Here is an 18088-nt window from a genome sequence, read left to right on the forward strand (position 1 = left end):
GAGGTTTTTCCATGCGGCGTGTGGTGTTCAATCAAAAAGGCGGCGTTGGCAAGTCCAGCATTGCCTGCAACCTGGCGGCAGTCAGCGCCAGCGAAGGTTATCGAACCCTGTTGGTGGACCTCGATGCACAAGCCAACTCAACCCAGTACCTCACCGGGTTGACCGGCGACGATATCCCAATGGGTATCGCGGATTTTTTCAAGCAAACCCTGTCTTCCGGGCCGTTTTCCAAGAAGAACAAGGTGGATATCTACGAAACCCCGTTCGACAACCTGCACGTCATCACTGCAACCGCAGAGTTGGCCGACCTGCAGCCCAAGCTTGAGGCCAAGCACAAGATCAACAAGCTGCGAAAGTTGCTGGATGATCTGAGCGAGGATTACGACCGGATCTACCTAGATACACCGCCAGCTCTGAATTTTTATGCGGTTTCGGCGCTGATTGCCGCTGATCGTGTGTTGATCCCTTTCGATTGCGACAGCTTTTCGCGCCAGGCCCTGTATGGCCTGCTGGCGGAAATCGAAGAATTGAAGGAAGACCACAACGAAGGCCTCGAAGTGGAAGGCATCGTGGTCAACCAGTTCCAGGCCCGCGCGAGTTTGCCGCAGCAGATGCTGGACGAATTGATTGCCGAAGGGTTGCCGGTATTGCCGGTGTACCTGGCCAGCTCCGTGCGCATGCGTGAGTCGCACCAGGAGAGCAAGCCGCTGATCCACCTGGATCCACGGCATAAGCTGACGCAGCAGTTTGTGGAGTTGCATAACCTGCTGGAAAACGCGTGATTGATGTCGATCCTTCTTACAGGGGGTGTAGGAAGGGTCTGGCTATAGGGGTTAAGCCTTGTAACGTTGCCTACAGGTACTCCAGAATCCGCTGGCTTGTGCGTCTGGATGGGCTTCTCTTAAGGTTCTCGGGCCACTGAATTCTCAGTGGTCGGGTTTAGTAGCCCGTGTTGAGACGTACAGCAAAATCGTCGATCAGGACCTTCCTGAATTTGATGGTGGCTGTACGGAGGGCGCTCTTGAGCGCGCCGGTTGCGTCTCCCGGTCTACTAACCTGCGTACAGCTGCCACCCCCGTTTAGTAGCGGTCGGTTGCGGCTCCTGCTCGGAGACGATCCATGGTTAACCTTTATACCGTCACCCCCAACCTCCCCACCGAAACCCTCGTCCTCAACAGCTACGAAACCTTCTCCTCCGTCCGCACCCTGTTGCTCAACCTGTCCAACGACCTCACCGGCGAACACCGCGACGTGGCACTGGCGATCCACCAATTGAGCGAACTGGGTGTACTGCTGGTCGGCCAGATGATGGACCGTGAAGCCCCGGTGGCTCACACCCCCTGACTGCGCAACCAGCTCATCAACTGCGGCAACGGAAACGCACCACTCTGGCGTGCCACTTCGCGGCCGTTCTTGAACAGAATCAAACTGGGAATCGAGCGAATCCCCAACTGCGCCGACAACTGCTGATTGGCCTCGCTGTCCAGCTTGGCCAACCGGCACTTGCCCGCCAACTGCCCAGCCGCCTGTTCGAACACCGGCGCAAACGATTTACACGGCCCACACCAGTCGGCCCACACATCCACCAGCAACGGCAAATCGCCTTTGACCTGGCTGGCGTAGTCGCCTTGCTTCAGCTCAAACGGTTTGTTCAGTAAAACCGGCTGCTTGCAGCGCCCGCATTTGGGCGCATCGCCCAGGCGTTCGCCGGGGATGCGGTTGAGGCCGTTGCAGTGGGGGCAGGGGATTACAAGTGGTTCGGACATGGTGAAGCTCCAACGAAAGCAGTCAGTGAAGCTCAATGTGGAGTCGGGCGAAGGTGTTATCAAGTTCTGAAGCGGCGTTGCATATGCTCACAGATTTTTGCGCGTCGATTGCGCGCGCCTATCTAGGCTGTGAAAGCGTGCTCGACAAAGCACCACCGGTCCGATCGGCTCTATAGCAAATTGCGATAGTCAGTGTTCGGGTATAACCTTCATAGCAAGATGCGATAGGGATGTTGCATGCGAGTGATCAGTGCGAAGCAAATACGAAATGCCAAGGAAAAATGGCCTCACTCAGCCAGTGCTCTGGATGAGTGGCATCGGAAGGTCAAAGTCATCAGCCCTGAAGATTTTGCGACGTTGAGAGCCGTTTTCCCGGCTGTGGATAAAGTTGGGGCGCTGCATGTGTTCAATATCGGAGGCAACAAGCTCCGCCTTGTTGCCATCGTGCGCTATCGAATGCAGCGCCTCTATATCCGGCATATTTTGGACCATCGTGAATACGACAAGGGTAAATGGAAGGAGTCATGGGAAAAATGAGTGTATTGATCGAGCAAGTCGCCGAGCATTGGCAGTTCGTGTCCCCCTTGTTGCGTAAGCCGAAAACCGAGGCTGATTACGATCTGTTGGTCGAGGCGCTCGACGAATTGCTGGATATCGTGGGGGACGATGAAACCCATCCGCTGATGGGGCTGGTCGATATCATCGGTGACTGGGTTGAGGCCTACGACTTAGAGCATTGGCCAATACCTGAGGCGAGCGGTGTCGATGTATTGCGGTCAATGATGCAGGAGCATGGCTTGACGCAAAGTGACCTGCCTGGGGTCGGCGCTCAGTCGGTTGTCTCAGAAATCCTGAGTGGAAAACGCCAGCTGAACGTTCGGCAGATTCGTTGGCTGGCGGAGTTCTTCAAGGTGCCGGTGGACATGTTCATCTGATCACGATCAAGGCGGTGGGTGATCTTCTGGATAGGCCTCCTACGACGAACAACTAATCTCCAAATGCTTCCCCCAATCCGGCGGGCGCTGTGCGTATTGCTCCATCCCTGCTTGCTCCTCAAACGGCTTGGAAAGCACTTCATGCAGCCGTCGCACCTCGCTGTAATCCCCGGATTCAGCGGCCGCGATGGCGTTTTGCGCCAGGTAGTTGCGCAAGATATACAGCGGGTTCACCGCCTGCATCCGCACACGGCGCTGTTCCTCGCTGTAGTCACCATCCCGTGCAGCACGCGCCTTGTACTGCTCGGCCCAGGCATCAAACCCGGCCAGGTCGACAAAGTCATCGCGCAACCGCGCCACGGCCAACGCCGCCGACTCATCTCCCAGGCGGCGGAAGAACAGGGTGTAATCCACGCCGCTGTTCTGCATCAGCTTCAATAAACGCTCCACCAACTGCTGGTCATCGTCTTCGGCGGTGGTGAGTCCCAGGCGGCGGCGCATCAGGTCCAGGTAGTTCGCTTGATACAGAGGCAGATACAGCCCAAGCGCTTCTTTCAAGGCGTCGACGCTGATAAACGGCGTCAGTGCTTGCGCCAATGCGCTGAGGTTCCACTGGCCGATCGGCACCTGATTGCTGAAGGAATAGCGCCCTTCATGATCGGAGTGGTTGCAGATGAAGTGCGCATCAAAGTCATCCAGGAACGCAAACGGCCCGAAGTCGAAGGTGATGCCGAGGATCGACATGTTGTCGGTGTTCATCACGCCGTGGCAGAAGCCATAAGCCTGCCACTTGGCGATCAGTTCGGCATTGCGCTCGACGATTTCGCGGAACATCGCCAGGTACGGCTCGGGCTGTTCGCGGCACTCGGGGTAGTGCAGGTTCAATACGTGTTCGGCCAACAGCGCCTGCTGTTCGGGCTTTTTGGTGTAGTAGAAGTATTCGAAATGCCCGAAGCGGATATGGCTGTGTGCCATGCGCAATACCATCGCGCCGCGTTCCTGCTTCTCGCGCCACACGGGTGTGTCGGAGCCGATCACGCACAGCGCGCGGCTGCTGGGGATGCCCAGCGCGTGCAGCGCTTCGGAGGCCAGGAACTCGCGGATTGAGGAGCGCAACACCGCGCGACCATCGCCCATGCGTGAGTAGGGCGTCATCCCGGCACCCTTGAGGTGCAAGTCCCAGTGCTCGCCCGCCTCGTTGTACACCTCGCCCAGTAATAAGCCACGGCCGTCACCCAGTTGCGGGGTGTAGCCGCCGAACTGATGCCCGGAATAGACCATCGCCCGGGGCTCCGCTTCGGCCCACAATTTGTGGCCGCCAAACAGCTCGGCAAATACCGGCGTTTCGGCCACGGCGGGGTCAAGGTCGAGCAGGGCCAGGGCGGCCTCGCTCGCCACAACCAGGCGCGGCGCGTCGAGGGGCTCAGGCAATACGTGGGTCGAGAACGCGTCGCCCAGGCGTGCGAAGCGGTTGTCGAAGGTCAGTTCGTCGAGGGCTTTCACCGGCCATCTCCAGCAGAATGTCCGAGCATTCTGCTGGGGATAGCGCGGTTAGTCGAGTTTGCTCGGCGGTGGTTCCTGCACGCCGCCGTCGTTGGCGGGCTTGGCGGGAGGGGTGTCGACTTCCACCAACTTGTATTCCTGGCCGTGGAGGTTCTTGAGGTAGACCTCCATCTGGCGGAACGAAATGTTGATGCTCTCTTTCTTGAACTCGCGATTGATAAAGCGGTTCACTTCGTCGATCACCGGGTTGCGGTCGCCTAGGTCGCGCACGTGCATGCGCAGTTCGTGGTCGAGGGTGCTTTCGCCGAAGTTGAGGAAGTACACGTGGGGCTCTGGCTCCTTCAGTACCCGAGGGTTGTCGCGGGCGGCCTTGAGCAGCAGTTCCTTCACGCGGTCCAGGTCGGAACCGTAGTCGACGCCGAGTTTAAGGGTGACGCGGGTGATGGTGTCGGTCAGCGACCAGTTGATCAGTTGCCCGGTGATGAAGGTTTTGTTCGGGACAATGATGTCCTTGCGATCAAAGTCGGTGATTGTGGTAGCGCGGATGCGAATCTTGCTCACCGTGCCCGACAGGTTGCCGATGGTGATGGTGTCGCCGATGCGCACCGGGCGTTCGAACAGGATCATGATGCCGGAGATGAAGTTGGCGAAGATTTCCTGCATACCGAAACCCAAGCCCACCGACAGCGCCGCCACCAGCCATTGCAACTTGTCCCAGCTCACGCCGAGGGTGGACAAGGTGGAGACGAAGCCGACGCCGGCAATCACATACGACAGCAACGTGGTGGTCGCATAGGCACTGCCCTGGGCCAGGTCCAGCTTGGACAGCACCAGCACTTCGAGCAGGCCGGGCAGGTTACGCGCCAGGGCGAAAGTGATGCCGATGATGATCAACGCACCGAGCAGGTCACCGATGCTGATCGGCACCATGCTGATATTGGCGCCGGTGCCGCTGGTGTATTCGTACAACGTGACGTTATCCAGGTACGAAAACACCGAGATCAGGTCCGACCACACCCAGTACAGCGCCGCGATAAAACCGCCGAGCAAGGCCAGGCGGATCAGGCGCATGGATTGTTCGTTGACCTGTTCGATGTCTAGGGTCGGTTCTTCGATCACTGCTTCACCGTCGCCGGCTTCCTTGGCGGCCTGGCGTTTGGCCAGGGCACGCGCATAGGCCAGTCGTCGGGCGGCAACGCCCAGGCCGCGAACGAAGGTGGCTTCGATCACAAGCCAGAACATCAGCAGGTACAGGGTGTTGATCAGGCGGTCACTGAGCTTGAGCGCGGTGTAGTAGTAGCCAAAGCACACGGCGATAAACAGCGCGACCGGCAGCGCGGTAAACAACAGGCCCACGGCCTTGCGGAACAGCGAGGCTTTTTCATGAGTCGGGCTGTTGAGCAACAGGCGCCCGAGCAGCCAGGCCATCAGCGCGTAGCAGGTGAGTACCACGCCGATGCCCAGCACGTCGTCGGCCAGCGCCGCCGGTTGGTGCTCGGCAATGGCCACCACGGCCACCAGGGCCAGTACCACCAGCCCGAGCTTGCGCACCCAACCTTGCAGGAATTCGACCTGGGGTTTTTCCCAGCGAAAGTGCAGTTCAGCCACGCCACCCGGCGCCAGGATGCGATAAGCGGTGTAGAACACCAGCCAGGCCTGGGCGATCTGCAGCAGCGCCGACCCGAGGTTGGCGTTCTGCCCACGGGCGTCGATCTGCAGCGCGTAGCCGCACAGCGCCAGGCCGAGGGACACCGGCATCGCCAGCAGGATATTGATCAGGATGGCCTGGGGCGTGTGCCACTGGCTGTCACGCTTGAAGTGGCCAATGTCCAGATGGACCTTGTTCAGGCGCTGGTACAGGTTTTTACGGCGCCACAGCAGCGCGCCAATCAACAGCAGCAGCGGCAGGAACAGCAGCGGGCGCTGGGTCAGGCCGTCATACAGCTCGCTGACGCTGGAGGCCCAGGGCAGGGTGGCGACTTGCTTGCTCAGGTGCGCCGGCACGGTTTCCAGCCATTCGGTGTCCAGCGGCTTGTTACTGGGGATCCAGAACATCTGCTCATCCAGCGTCGCGCGCAGGGTGGTGGCGGTGCTGAGCAGTTGTTTCTGGTTCAGTTGCAGGGTAATGGATTCGTTGAGCAGCGCGCTCAACTCACGGCTCAGGCGCTCCAGCAGGTCGCTGCGGGTGATCGCCAGTTCCAGCAGGGTGCGGCGCAGCTGGGGGGTGACGTCTTCCGGCGCTTGGTTGGCCAGCAAGTTATCCACATAGGCGCTCGGCGAACTGATCAGTTCGCGCTGCTGGTTGACCTCGAACTGGTACAGGCGAATGTTGGCGATGTCGTCCGCCAGGTCGCGGTCCACGGTCAGGCGTGGCAAGGCTTGTTTCTGTTTGTAGAGGATCTTGGACAGCAACAGGCTGCCCTTGAGCACGTTGATCTGCTCGTCCAGGGCCGAGTCGCTCTGGGTCACCGTGTCGAGTTGTTGCTTGGTTTTCAGGTTTTTCTGGGTCAGGTCATTGAGGCGGTCGGTGCTTTTGAGCAGGTAGTCGGACAGCTTCAGGTTGGCCGCGCTCTCGGTGGCGAGCAAGCTGCTGCCACCGGCTTTTTGCGCTTCGATGGACTGTTGGGTGACCGTTTGTTGGGATTGGGCCAGGCGCTTCTGGTTGATCAGGGTTTGCAGGTCCTGGATCTCTTGTTCCAGGCGCGCGGTTTTTTCCATCACCAGGTCGTGCTGGCTGTTGCCCAGGTCTTGCAGTTGGCTGTTGCCGGCCAGTTCCTGGCGGCGCAACGGGATCAGTGCGTTGAGGGCGGCGAGTTCGGCGTTGAGCTGGTTGCGCTGGTCGCCGGTCAGGGCCTTGCCGTTGTCCTTGCCGGCCTTGAGGATCGAATTGATCTGCAGGATGCGCGTCTGGCTGCTGCTGATTTCGGTCTGGGCGCGTTCGGGGCGGGTCTGGGCTGCGATGGACAGGCTGTTGGCGTCGGCCAGTTCTTTTTGCAGGTCGCCTTGCTGGGTGGTGCGCTGCACCAGCAGTTGCTCAAGCTGCGGCACCGGCAGGGTGGCGTAGCGCTGGGCGACCGGGATGATTTTGGTGGCCTTGAGCCGGGCCAGCTCGCGCTGGTTGTCGGCGGTCTCGCGCGGCGCGTCTTCCAGCTGGCGCTTGAGGTCGACCAGGCGCTGCTCGTAATCCTGCTTGTTGCCCAGGTAAGTCAGGGTCTGCTGCAGGATGGTCTGCAGGGCCTTCATGTCGGCGTCGGGCAGCTTGCGGTCGGGCAGCTTGTCCAGGGTTTGCTGGATGGCGTCGGCGCTGGGCGGGTCGGCCGCGTGAACGGTGCCGACACAAAGGGTCAGGCCCAGCAGGGCAGTGGCGAGGAACGTGCGCAGGGTAGGCATAGAGACCGGTCTTGCAAGGTGAAGAATCGGGGGCGTCGTCGCCCCGCAGTTTAGAGGAAGAGTCCGGGGCCCGGGCGACTTCCTTCGGGGAATCTGACGCCCACTTTGCCGATCTTGTTCCCGTCCATGACCGCGACGGTCCAGATGGTGTTGTTCCATTCCACCTGGTCGCCGACGATGGGCGCGCCGCCGACTTTCTGGGTGATGAAACTGCTCAGCGGCATATCCGGGTCGATGCCCTCCAGCTTCAGGCCGTACAGCGCGGAAACCGCGCCCAGCTGGGCGTCGCCTTCCAGCACGAAGTCGCCGAAGAAACGCAGGTCCAGACCGCGTTGCGGCGCCTGGCTGAACAGTTTGCCCAGGGCCGGCAGGTTGTGTTCATGGCCGATCACGCAGAGCAAATCGCCGACTTCCAGCACGGTACTACCCGACGGATGGAGCAGTTGCTGGCCACGGAACAGCGCAGCGATCCGCGTGCCTTCGGGCATTTTCAGCTCACGCAGGGCGGCGCCGATGCACCATTTTTCCGCGCCCAGGCGGTAGACGAACAACTCCCACTCGCTGGTGACGTGCACTTCCAGGGCAGCACGGGAAATCGGCGCCGGGTCCGGTGGTACGGTGACCTTGAGCAGCTTGGCCACCCACGGCAGGCTCGTGCCCTGCACCAGCAGCGACACCAGCACGATAAAGAACGCCAGGTTGAAGTACAGCTGCGCGTGGGGCAGGCCGGCCATCAGCGGGAACACCGCCAGAATGATCGGCACCGCGCCGCGCAGGCCGACCCAGGCGATAAAGGCTTTTTCGCGTCCGTGGAATGCCTTGAACGGCAGCAGGCCGACCATCACCGACAATGGCCGCGCAAACAGAATCATCCACAGCGCCAAGCCCAGGGCCGGCAACGCGATGGGCAGCAAGTCATGGGGCGTGACCAGCAGGCCCAGTACCAGGAACATGCCGATCTGTGCCAACCAGGCCATGCCGTCGAGCATATGCAAAATGCCATGACGGCTGCGCACCGGGCGGTTGCCGATCACCAGGCCGCACAGGTACACGGCGAGGAAGCCGCTGCCATGCAGGGCGTTGGTCACGGCGAACACGAACAGGCCGCCGGCGATCACCAGGATCGGGTACAAGCCAGTGGCCAGGTTGATGCGGTTGACCATTTGCAGCATCAGCCAGCCACCGCCCAGGCCGACCACTCCGCCGATGCCGAACTCGCGCACCAAGTGAGTCAGCAGACTCCAGTGCAGGCCGGTCTGGCCGCTGGCCAGCATGTCGATCAAGGTGACGGTGAGGAACACCGCCATGGGGTCGTTGCTGCCGGATTCGATTTCCAGGCTGGCAGTGACCCGTTCGTTGAGGCCCTTGCCGCCGAGCAGCGAGAACACTGCCGCGGCGTCCGTGGAGCCGACAATCGCGCCAATCAACAAGCCTTGGATGATATTGAGGTCAAACAGCCAGGCCGCAGCCATGCCGGTGAGGCCGGTGGTAATCAACACCCCCACCGTGGCCAGCGATAACGCCGGCCAGAGTGCCACGCGGAAACTCGCCACCCGTGTGCGCAAACCGCCATCGAGCAGGATCACGGCCAGGGCGAGGTTGCCCACCAGGTAGGCGGTTGGGTAGTTATCGAAGATGATGCCGCCGCCATCGACGCCGGCGACCATGCCCACGGCCAGGATGATCACCAATATCGGGATCCCCAGGCGGGACGAAAGAGAACTCACCAGAATGCTCGCACTCACCAGCAACGCGCCGATCAAGAACAGGCTGTTGATGGTCGTCGCATTCAAAGGCAGTACTCCAAGAGCAAACAAGACGGGGCGCAAACTGACCATGCAGTCTGCGTGCCAGCGATTCTAACCTGTTGAATTGCTGCGCTGTCAAAAAGCTTTTTCTGATTAGTGCAGGGTTAATGTGGAAGCTGGCTTGCTGTAGTGGGCAGGGCCCTTGTAGTGAGCAGGCTTGCCCTGCGCTGGGCTGCGGAGCAGCCCCAACAGGAACACCTCATGTTTACAGACAGTATGCGGTGACTGGTTTTGGGGCTGCTTCGCAGCCCAGCGCAGGGCAAGCCTGCTCACTACAGGGTTCTGTGGTGTTCGTTACAGGCGGAAGCGGCCGACCATTCCGTTCAAATCCACCGCCAGGCGCGACAGTTCACTGCTCGCCGCGCTGGTCTGGCTGGCGCCGGTTGCCGATTGCACCGACAGATCGCGGATGTTCACCAGGTTGCGATCCACTTCCCGCGCCACCTGGGCCTGTTCTTCCGCCGCGCTGGCGATGACCAGGTTGCGTTCGTTGATCTCGACGATCGCGGTATTGATGGTATCCAGCGACATGCCGGCGCCTTTGGCGATGTTCAGCGTCGATTCGGCGCGTTCGGTGCTGTTGCGCATTGAGTCTACCGCGTGCTCGGTGCCGGCCTGGATACTGCCGATCATCCGCTCGATCTCGCTGGTGGATTGCTGCGTGCGATGGGCCAGGGCGCGCACTTCATCGGCGACCACTGCAAAACCGCGACCGGCTTCACCGGCACGCGCCGCTTCAATCGCTGCGTTCAGGGCCAGCAGGTTGGTCTGGTCGGCCAGGCCGCGAATCACATCCAACACCTTGCCGATGTCGCGCGACTCATTGGCCAGGTCGCCAATCAGCGTGGCCGTGGCTTGCACGTCGCCGCTCATGCGTTCGATGGCGCTGACGGTTTCCTGCACCAGGTCACGGCCATCGCCGGCGGAGGTGGTGGCGTTGCGCGAAGCTTCGGAGGTGCTCACAGCGTTGCGGGCGACTTCTTCGACGGCGCTGGTCATCTCGTTCACCGCCGTGGCGGCTTGTTCGATTTCGTTGTTCTGCTGGGTCAGGCCGCGGGCGCTTTCGTCGGTGACGGCGTTCAGTTCCTCGGCTGCCGACGCCAGTTGGGTCGCTGACCCGGCGATGCGTTGCAGGGTGTCGCGCAGCTTGTCCTGCATCTTGGCCATGGCGGCCAGCAGGCGCCCGGCTTCGTCGTTGCCGTCGACCTTGATCGGCCGCGTCAGGTTGCCTTCGGCCACTTCTTCGGCGGCTTCGAGTGCCTGGGAAATAGGCAGGGTGATACTGCGGGTCAGCAGCCAGGCGAACAGCAGGGTCAACGCCGTGGCGATCACCAGCAGGCCGACCACCAGGTCAAAGGCCAGGTTGTATTGGTCTTCGGCTTGCTGATTGGTGGCCAGGGCCATCTTGTTGTTGATGTCCAGCAGGCGGGTGAGCACGGCGTTGACCTGCTCGGAGTTGCTCAGCAGTTCGGTGTTGAGCAGGGCGCGCAGTTCTTCCACTTGATTGGCGCGCGACAGGCTCTTCATGCGCTCTTCAATCTGATGGTACTGGCCCAGCAGGCGTACGTATTCGTCGTAGGTCGAGCGCTCTTCGCTGCTCTCGATGAGTTTTTCGTAGATGCCCTGGGCCGTGCGAATCTGCTGGTTACGTAGTTCAAAGGCTTCCAGGGTCTTTTGCTGAACCTCCGGCTCGCGGTTGGTCAGCAGGCGGTACGACAGCACCCGCAATCGCAGGGTCAGCTGGGTAAATTCATCGAGGGCACGAATGCTCGGCACGCTGGACAGGGTGATGTCTTCGGTGGCGCCACGGATCTTGCTCATCTGGTTCAGGGCAAACACACCGAGAAACAACATCAACGCGCCAATAAACGCGAAGCCGAGGAAGGCCCTCGGAGCGATATTCATATTACGAAGCGACATGCGGGAATCCTGGGGGAGAAGCGCGATCCGTGCGGCCATGAGACGGGGTGTCCCTCTCTATCGGTCGTACGACTAAAGTCTAAAGGGGCGTGTGCGGTTTTGTCGCATCTGACGAGGGGTTTCGCCGATTCAGGAACCAGATCCGGTAAATGCAGTCACTAAGGCTCGAAAGTGCGGCCCGGCCCTTAAAAATCGGGCTGCGCGCCGGGGATAACCCTGGCATCCGAGGTGAATTTTCTTTATCGTCACCGCCCTTTGAAAAAGCCCGAGAAATCAAAATGTTAGAAGCATCCCTCAGCCAATTGGAACAACTCGTCAGCGACCTAGTACAGCAGAACCAGGACCTGCTGGGCACCAACGAATCCCTCAAGGCGGAACTGGCCCGCGCCAAGGACGAGAACGACAGCCTGCAACTGAACCTGATGGAGCAGGAAGAAAAGCACGGCGCCACCGCCGCGCGTATCCAGGCGCTGGTTGAGCGTGTGAGCGCAGGGCCTGTCGGCGCATGAGTGAAGGGATAAAGGTCGTTTCGATTCTCGGAGAGGATTACTCGATCAAGGCTCCGGCCGGGGAAGAGAAAACCCTGATGCACGCCGTGACCCTGCTCAAGGCGTCCCTGGCCACCACCAAGAAGAAGTACCCGACCCTGATCGGTGACAAGCTACTGGTGCTGGCGGCGCTGAACCTGTGTGCCGAGCAGATCGAAATGCAGCAGGCGCACCAGCAGGAACTCGACCGTTACCAAGAGCAAGTCAGCGCCACGGTCGATGTGATTTCCAAGGCGATCGGAACGCCTTAGAACCACTCATCTTGCATGCCGAGGCACGTGTCATCACGGGCCTCCAAGATTGCCAGTTCATGATGGCAGCTCGGCACTTCCCAGGTCAGGAAGTACCGGGCGGCCTGGAGCTTGCCTTTATAGAAGGCCACATCCGCCGCATTGCCCTTGGCCAAGCCGGCTTCGGCGTGAATCGCCTGTTCCAGCCAGCGCCAGCCAATCACCGTATGCCCGAACACCTTCAGGTACAGCGCCGAATTCGCCAGGCTGCTGTTGACCTTGCCGTGGGCGAGATCCGTCAGCAAACCGAGGGTGACGCTTTGCAGGCGGTTGACCAGTTGCTCCAGCGGTTCCCTCAGCGCGGTAAGGCTTGGGTATTCCTGGGCGCGGGCGCCGGCTTCGGCGATCAGTCGGATGAGTTGCTTCAAGCCCGCGCCACCGTTCTGCGCCAGTTTGCGCCCGAGCAGATCCAGGGACTGGATGCCGTGGGTGCCTTCGTGGATCGGGTTCAGGCGGTTGTCGCGGTAGTACTGCTCCACCGGGTATTCGCGGGTGTAGCCATGGCCGCCGAGAATCTGGATCGCCAGTTCGTTGGCCTTGAGGCAGAACTCCGACGGCCAGGATTTGACGATGGGCGTGAGCAGGTCCAGCAGTTCGTGGGCTTGTTTGCGTTCGGTTTCGGTGGCCAAGGTGGTGGTGTCGTCAAACAGCCGTGCGGCGTAGAGGCCGAGGTCGAAGGCGCCTTCCACGTAGGATTTTTGGGTAAGCAGCATGCGCTTGATGTCCGCGTGCTGAATGATCGAGACCGGTGCGGTCTTGGGATCTTTACTGTCGGGCAGGCGACCTTGCGGGCGTTCGCGGGCGTACTCCAAGGAGTAGAGGTAGCCGGCGTAACCGAGCATGACCGCGCCCATGCCGACACCAATCCGCGCCTCGTTCATCATCTGGAACATGCAGCTCAACCCCTGGTGCGGCTTGCCCACCAGATAGCCGACGCAATTCCCGTTATCGCCGAAGTTAAGCGCGGTGGACGTGGTGCCACGCCAGCCCATCTTGTGGAACAGCCCGGCCAGCAACACATCGTTGCGCTCGCCCAGGCTGCCGTCGTCGTTGACCAGGAACTTGGGCACGATAAACAGCGAAATACCCTTCACCCCGGCCGGCGCGTCCGGCAGTTTGGCCAGCACCATGTGCACGATGTTTTCCGACAGCGGGTGGTCGCCGCCGGAAATGAAGATCTTGTTGCCTTTGAGTCGATAGCTGCCGTCAGCCGCAGGCTCTGCGCGTGTACGAATATCTGACAGCGAAGAACCGGCGTGGGGTTCGGTGAGGGCCATGGTGCCGAAGAAACGGCCGTCGATCATGGGTTGCAGGAAGCGTTGTTTCTGATCCTCGGTGCCGAAGCTTTCAATCAGGTTGGCGGCGCCCATGGTCAGGAACGGGTAGGACGTGGATGCGGCGTTGGCCGACTGGAAGTGCGCGAAACAGGCTTGGGACAGCAGGGTCGGCAGTTGCATGCCACCCGCTTCGAAACTGCGCGCGGCGTTGAGGAAGCCGGCTTCCAGGAAGGCGTCCACGGCGGGTTTCACTTCCGGGATCAGGATGGCCTGGCCGTCTTCGTAGCGCGGTTCGTTTTCGTCGTTCTTGCGGTTGTGTGGGGCGAAGTACTTCTCCGCGATGGTGCGGGCGGTGCTGATGGCTGCATCGAAGGTTTCGCGGTTGTGCTCGGCAAACCGCTCACGCTGGGTCAGGCCCTCGGCATCGAGGACTTCGTACAGCTCGAAAGCCAGATTGCGGGAACTGAGCAGCGACTCGGACATGGCGGATTACCTTTAGAAAAGTATGCCGCAGTCTAGGAGTGCTGATAAAAACGGGGAAGGAAGATAGATGGGGGTGATGGGGCGGCACAAGTTGCAAGCTTCAAGCTACAAGTAAGAGCGCGATGCTTTTACTTGCAGCTTGTAGCTTAAAACTTGCCGCTGCTGATCAGCCGATAGTCATCAGGCTGGCGTTACCGCCCGCCGCAGCGGTGTTGACGCTCAACGCTCGCTCAATCACCAAGCGCTCCAGCGCAATCGCCGTCTCGCCTTGCGACAAGCCATGCACCCCGACAATCGCCCCACCACGCTGCGCCACTTGCTGGCACACCGCACGCAGTTGGTCGGAATCACCGTGATGCAGAACTGCATCAAACACCACGTCGTCCTTGGTCCAGTCGGCCACGCGCTTTATCTTCGCCTGAATCTCCTTCGGCAGGCGTGGGAACAAGGCTTTGGTCAGGTCGGATTCGGGCCATACCGCCGAGCCGCCCACAGCCAACACTGCCGCCAGTTGCGTCAACAGGTCGCCTTCCACTTCCGCCAGGCACAGTACGTGCTCGCGGGGCAGGATGGCGTAGCTGTTGCGTTCGCCGGTCGGGCCAGCCAGTTGGCGGGTGATACCGCTTTGCGATTGCGCGGCGAACTGGCTGCACAGGGCACTCAGGTCGCTGAACTTATTGCTGTCAGCCCAGGTTTTCAGGGCGGTCAGCGGCTGGCTCATGGCGTCACGTAGGCGCACGTCTGGTGCGGCCAATGCGTCGCCGCGTACGAAGGATTGCTCAATGGCATTCGTAGGGCGCGTCGACAGCAGGCGGTACAGGTACAGCGGGCCACCGGCTTTCGGGCCAGTGCCCGACAGGCCCTCGCCGCCGAACGGTTGCACGCCGACCACCGCGCCGACGATGTTGCGGTTCACGTAGACGTTACCGGCATGGACGTTGTCGATCACCTTGGCGATGGTCTCGTCGATACGGGTGTGCACGCCCAGGGTCAGGCCGTAGCCGGAAGCGTTGATCTGGCCGATGAGTTGGTCGATTTCTTTGCGCTTGTAGCGCACCACGTGCAGCACTGGGCCGAAGATCTCGCGTTGCAGTTCGTCGAAGCTTTCCAACTCGATCAGGGTCGGCATCACGAAGGTGCCACGCTTGATCTCTTCACCGTCGGCAATCGCTACCTGGTACACATTGCGGCCTTTGTCGCGCATGGCCTGGATGTGTTTCTCGATGCCGGCCTTGGCTTCGGCGTCGATCACCGGGCCGATGTCGACGGACAGGCGCTCCGGGTTACCCAAGCGGCATTCCGCCATGGCGCCCTTGAGCATTTCGATGACACGGTCTGCCGAATCTTCCTGCAGACACAGCACGCGCAGGGCCGAGCAGCGTTGGCCGGCACTGTCGAAGGCCGAGGACACCACGTCGATGACTACTTGTTCGGTCAGCGCCGAGGAGTCGACGATCATCGCGTTCTGGCCACCGGTTTCGGCGATCAGCGGGATCGGACGGCCCTGGGCATCCAGACGACCGGCGACATTGCGTTGCAGCAGGCGCGCCACTTCGGTGGAGCCAGTGAACATCACGCCTTTGACGCGATCATCACCCACCAGGCGGGCACCGACGGTTTCGCCTTGGCCCGGCAGCAATTGCAGCACGCCTTCCGGAATACCGGCTTCCAACAGGATGCGCACGGCTTGCGCGGCCACCAATGGGGTTTGCTCGGCAGGCTTGGCCAGTACCGGGTTGCCGGCGGCCAATGCGGCGGCGACTTGGCCGCTGAAGATGGCCAGCGGGAAGTTCCACGGGCTGATGCAGACCACCGGGCCCAGCGGGCGGTGGGCGTCGTTGGTGAAGTCGTTACGTGCCTGCACCGCGTAGTAGCGCAGGAAATCCACGGCTTCACGCACTTCGGCGATGGCGTTGGCGAAGGTCTTGCCGGCTTCACGGGCCAGCAGGCCCATCAGCGGTTGGATCTCGCCTTCCATCAGGTCGGCGGCACGTTCCAGGATGGCGGCGCGCTCGGCGGGCGGGGTGGCCTGCCAGATCGGACCGGCGCTGATGGCGCACTGGATCGCGTTGTCGACGTCTTGAACGGTGGCTTCTTGTACGTGACCGACCACGTCACGCAGGTCGGACGGGTTCAGTACCGGTGCGGCGGGTTGCTCGCTGGAGGCGCAGCCGAGCATCGGCGCCGCTTTCCAGTGGTTGTGCGCGGTGGCCAGCAAGGCGCAGGACAGCGACGCCAAGCGGTGTTCGTTGGCCAGGTCGATACCGGCCGAGTTGGCACGGTCGCTGCCGTACAGGTCACGCGGCAAGGGGATGCGCGGGTGCGGCAGGCCGAAGCCGCCTTCCAGCGTGGCCATTTGCTCGATGCTGGCCACTGGGTCGGCCACCAGCTCCTGAATGGAGATGGATTGGTCGGCAATGCGGTTGACGAACGAGGTATTCGCGCCGTTTTCCAGCAGGCGACGCACCAGGTAAGCCAGCAGCGTTTCGTGGGTGCCAACCGGTGCATACACGCGGCATGGACGGTTCAGCTTGCCTTCGGAAACCTTGCCTACAACCTGCTCGTACAGCGGTTCGCCCATGCCGTGCAGGCATTGGAACTCGTACTGGCCGGGGTAATAGTTCTGACCTGCGATGTGGTAGATGGCCGACAGCGTGTGGGCGTTGTGCGTGGCGAACTGAGGGTAGATGACTTCCGGCACCGACAGCAGTTTGCGTGCGCAGGCAATGTAGGAAACGTCGGTGTACACCTTGCGGGTGTAGACCGGGTAGCCTTCCAGGCCTTCGACTTGGGCGCGCTTGATCTCGCTGTCCCAGTACGCGCCTTTTACCAGGCGGATCATCAGGCGATGGCGGCTGCGGCGCGCCAGGTCGATGACGTAGTCGATCACATACGGGCAACGCTTCTGGTAGGCCTGGATCACGAAACCGATGCCGTTCCAGCCGGTCAGTTGCGGCTCGAAGCACAGGCGTTCGAGCAGGTCCAGGGACAGCTCCAGACGGTCGGCTTCTTCAGCGTCGATGTTCAAGCCGATGTCGTATTGCTTGGCCAGCAGGGTCAGGGACAGCAGGCGCGGGTACAACTCGTCCATCACACGCTCGTACTGCGCACGGCTGTAGCGCGGGTGCAGGGCCGACAGCTTGATGGAAATGCCCGGACCTTCATAAATCCCACGGCCGTGGGACGCTTTACCGATCGAATGAATGGCTTGTTCGTACGAGGCCAGGTACTTCTGCGCGTCGTGTTCAGTCAGCGCGGCTTCACCGAGCATGTCGTAGGAGTAGCGGAAGCCCTTGGCTTCGAACTTGCTCGCGTTGGCCAGGGCCTCGGCAATGGTTTCGCCGGTGACGAACTGCTCGCCCATCAGGCGCATCGCCATGTCGACGCCCTTGCGGATCATCGGCTCGCCGCTCTTGCCGATGATGCGGCTCAGGGACGAGGTGAGGCCCGCTTCGTTGTGGGTGGCGACCAGTTTACCGGTCAGCAGTAAGCCCCAGGTCGCGGCGTTAACGAACAGCGACGGGCTGTTGCCCAGGTGCGGCTGCCAGTTGCCGGTGCTGATCTTGTCGCGGATCAGTGCGTCGCGGGTGCCCTTGTCCGGGATACGCAGCAGCGCTTCGGCCAGGCACATCAGTGCTACGCCTTCCTGGGACGACAGGGAAAATTCTTGCAGCAGGCCCTGAACAATACCGGCACGGCCGCCGGCACTCTTCTGGTTACGCAGTTTTTCAGCGATCGAGGCGGCCAGCTTGTTGGTGGCTTCGGCCATCGGGGCCGGCAGTCGAGCCTGTTCGATCAGCATCGGCACCACTTCCGGCTCGGGGCGGCGGTAAGCGGCGGTGATCGAGGCGCGCAAGACGGATTGCGGCAGGATGCTCTCGGCGAACTCCAGGAAGCACTGGTGGGCGTGGTCGGTCTGAACCTCGCCCGCATCGTCGGCGTCTTTGCTGCTCAAACCATTGAGTTCGGTCAGGGTTGCACCACCCTCCAGTTTCTCCAGGTAATTGAAAATCGCCTGCTTGATCAGCCAGTGCGGCGTGCGATCAATGGAGGTCGCGGCAGCCTTCAGGCGCTCGCGGGTCGGGTCGTCGAGTTTGACCCCAAGGGTGGTCGTAGCCATTTTCTTATCCTCATGGGTGCCACTACCGAGTGGCATCAGCTGGCGGCA

13 protein-coding genes and 1 pseudogene are annotated in these 18088 nt (G+C 61.2%); 6 read left to right on the forward strand and 8 right to left on the reverse strand.

The annotated features are described in order from the left end of the window. The first annotated feature begins 11 nt into the window (after positions 1-11). Positions 12-782 carry a ParA family protein gene (locus AYR47_RS09390; RefSeq protein ID WP_033897787.1) on the forward strand — a complete coding sequence of 257 codons (771 nt, stop codon included), beginning with the start codon at positions 12-14 and terminating at the stop codon, positions 780-782. Between the two features lie 337 nt (positions 783-1119). Further along, complete coding sequence (locus AYR47_RS09395) at positions 1120-1344, forward strand: DUF6124 family protein (protein ID WP_033897788.1); 225 nt, start codon at positions 1120-1122, stop codon at positions 1342-1344. On the opposite strand, the gene trxC is transcribed toward AYR47_RS09395, so the two are convergent. After that, positions 1332-1766: a thioredoxin TrxC gene (gene trxC, locus AYR47_RS09400; RefSeq protein ID WP_033897789.1), complete on the reverse strand. Its 435-nt coding sequence runs from the start codon at positions 1764-1766 to the stop codon at positions 1332-1334. The two genes, AYR47_RS09395 and trxC, sit on opposite strands and share 13 nt — an antisense overlap. Positions 1767-2003: 237 nt before the next feature. On the opposite strand from trxC, the gene AYR47_RS09405 reads away from it, so the two are divergent. Then, entirely contained in the window at positions 2004-2303 is a 300-nt protein-coding gene (locus AYR47_RS09405) for a type II toxin-antitoxin system HigB family toxin (RefSeq protein WP_033897790.1), read from the forward strand. Next, a complete protein-coding gene (locus AYR47_RS09410; protein ID WP_016979222.1) occupies positions 2300-2701 on the forward strand; it encodes a helix-turn-helix domain-containing protein in 402 nt (133 codons plus the stop codon). Before AYR47_RS09405 ends, AYR47_RS09410 begins: the two co-directional genes overlap by 4 nt. Before the next feature lie 39 nt (positions 2702-2740). Here AYR47_RS09410 and selO read toward each other — a convergent pair whose 3' ends face one another. From selO to AYR47_RS33360, 5 genes and pseudogenes are all read right to left on the reverse strand, one after another. After that, on the reverse strand, positions 2741-4204 hold the full coding sequence (gene selO, locus AYR47_RS09415) for a protein adenylyltransferase SelO (RefSeq protein ID WP_033897791.1): 1464 nt from the start codon (positions 4202-4204) through the stop codon (positions 2741-2743). A gap of 48 nt (positions 4205-4252) precedes the next feature. After that, entirely contained in the window at positions 4253-7594 is a 3342-nt protein-coding gene (mscK, locus tag AYR47_RS09420) for a mechanosensitive channel MscK (RefSeq protein WP_061435024.1), read from the reverse strand. Between the two features lie 50 nt (positions 7595-7644). Next, entirely contained in the window at positions 7645-9387 is a 1743-nt protein-coding gene (locus AYR47_RS09425; RefSeq protein ID WP_016977199.1) for a potassium/proton antiporter, read from the reverse strand. Positions 9388-9696: 309 nt separating this feature from the next. Next, positions 9697-10569: a methyl-accepting chemotaxis protein gene (locus AYR47_RS33355; protein ID WP_370694346.1), complete on the reverse strand. Its 873-nt coding sequence runs from the start codon at positions 10567-10569 to the stop codon at positions 9697-9699. A 30-nt stretch (positions 10570-10599) separates the two neighbouring features. Next, positions 10600-11361: pseudogene (locus AYR47_RS33360) on the reverse strand (MCP four helix bundle domain-containing protein); the annotation flags it as partial. Positions 11362-11600: 239 nt separating this feature from the next. Between AYR47_RS33360 and AYR47_RS09435 the strand changes: the two are divergent. Both AYR47_RS09435 and AYR47_RS09440 read left to right on the forward strand, forming a co-directional pair. Continuing rightward, positions 11601-11831, forward strand: a complete 231-nt coding sequence (locus AYR47_RS09435) for a hypothetical protein (RefSeq protein WP_016977201.1) — start codon at positions 11601-11603, stop codon at positions 11829-11831. Beyond that, positions 11828-12121 (forward strand): cell division protein ZapA, encoded by a 294-nt coding sequence (locus AYR47_RS09440; RefSeq protein ID WP_016977202.1) that lies wholly within the window; start codon positions 11828-11830, stop codon positions 12119-12121. The genes AYR47_RS09435 and AYR47_RS09440 overlap by 4 nt, the downstream gene beginning before the upstream one ends. Here AYR47_RS09440 and AYR47_RS09445 read toward each other — a convergent pair. Then, on the reverse strand, positions 12118-13920 hold the full coding sequence (locus AYR47_RS09445) for an acyl-CoA dehydrogenase (RefSeq protein WP_061435026.1): 1803 nt from the start codon (positions 13918-13920) through the stop codon (positions 12118-12120). The two genes, AYR47_RS09440 and AYR47_RS09445, sit on opposite strands and share 4 nt — an antisense overlap. A 166-nt stretch (positions 13921-14086) precedes the next feature. Further along, positions 14087-18040 (reverse strand): trifunctional transcriptional regulator/proline dehydrogenase/L-glutamate gamma-semialdehyde dehydrogenase, encoded by a 3954-nt coding sequence (gene putA, locus AYR47_RS09450; protein ID WP_061435028.1) that lies wholly within the window; start codon positions 18038-18040, stop codon positions 14087-14089. Between the last annotated feature and the right edge of the window lie 48 nt (positions 18041-18088).

The organism is Pseudomonas azotoformans (assembly GCF_001579805.1).
In the GTDB taxonomy this organism is placed as follows: Bacteria; Pseudomonadota; Gammaproteobacteria; order Pseudomonadales; family Pseudomonadaceae; genus Aquipseudomonas; species Aquipseudomonas azotoformans_A.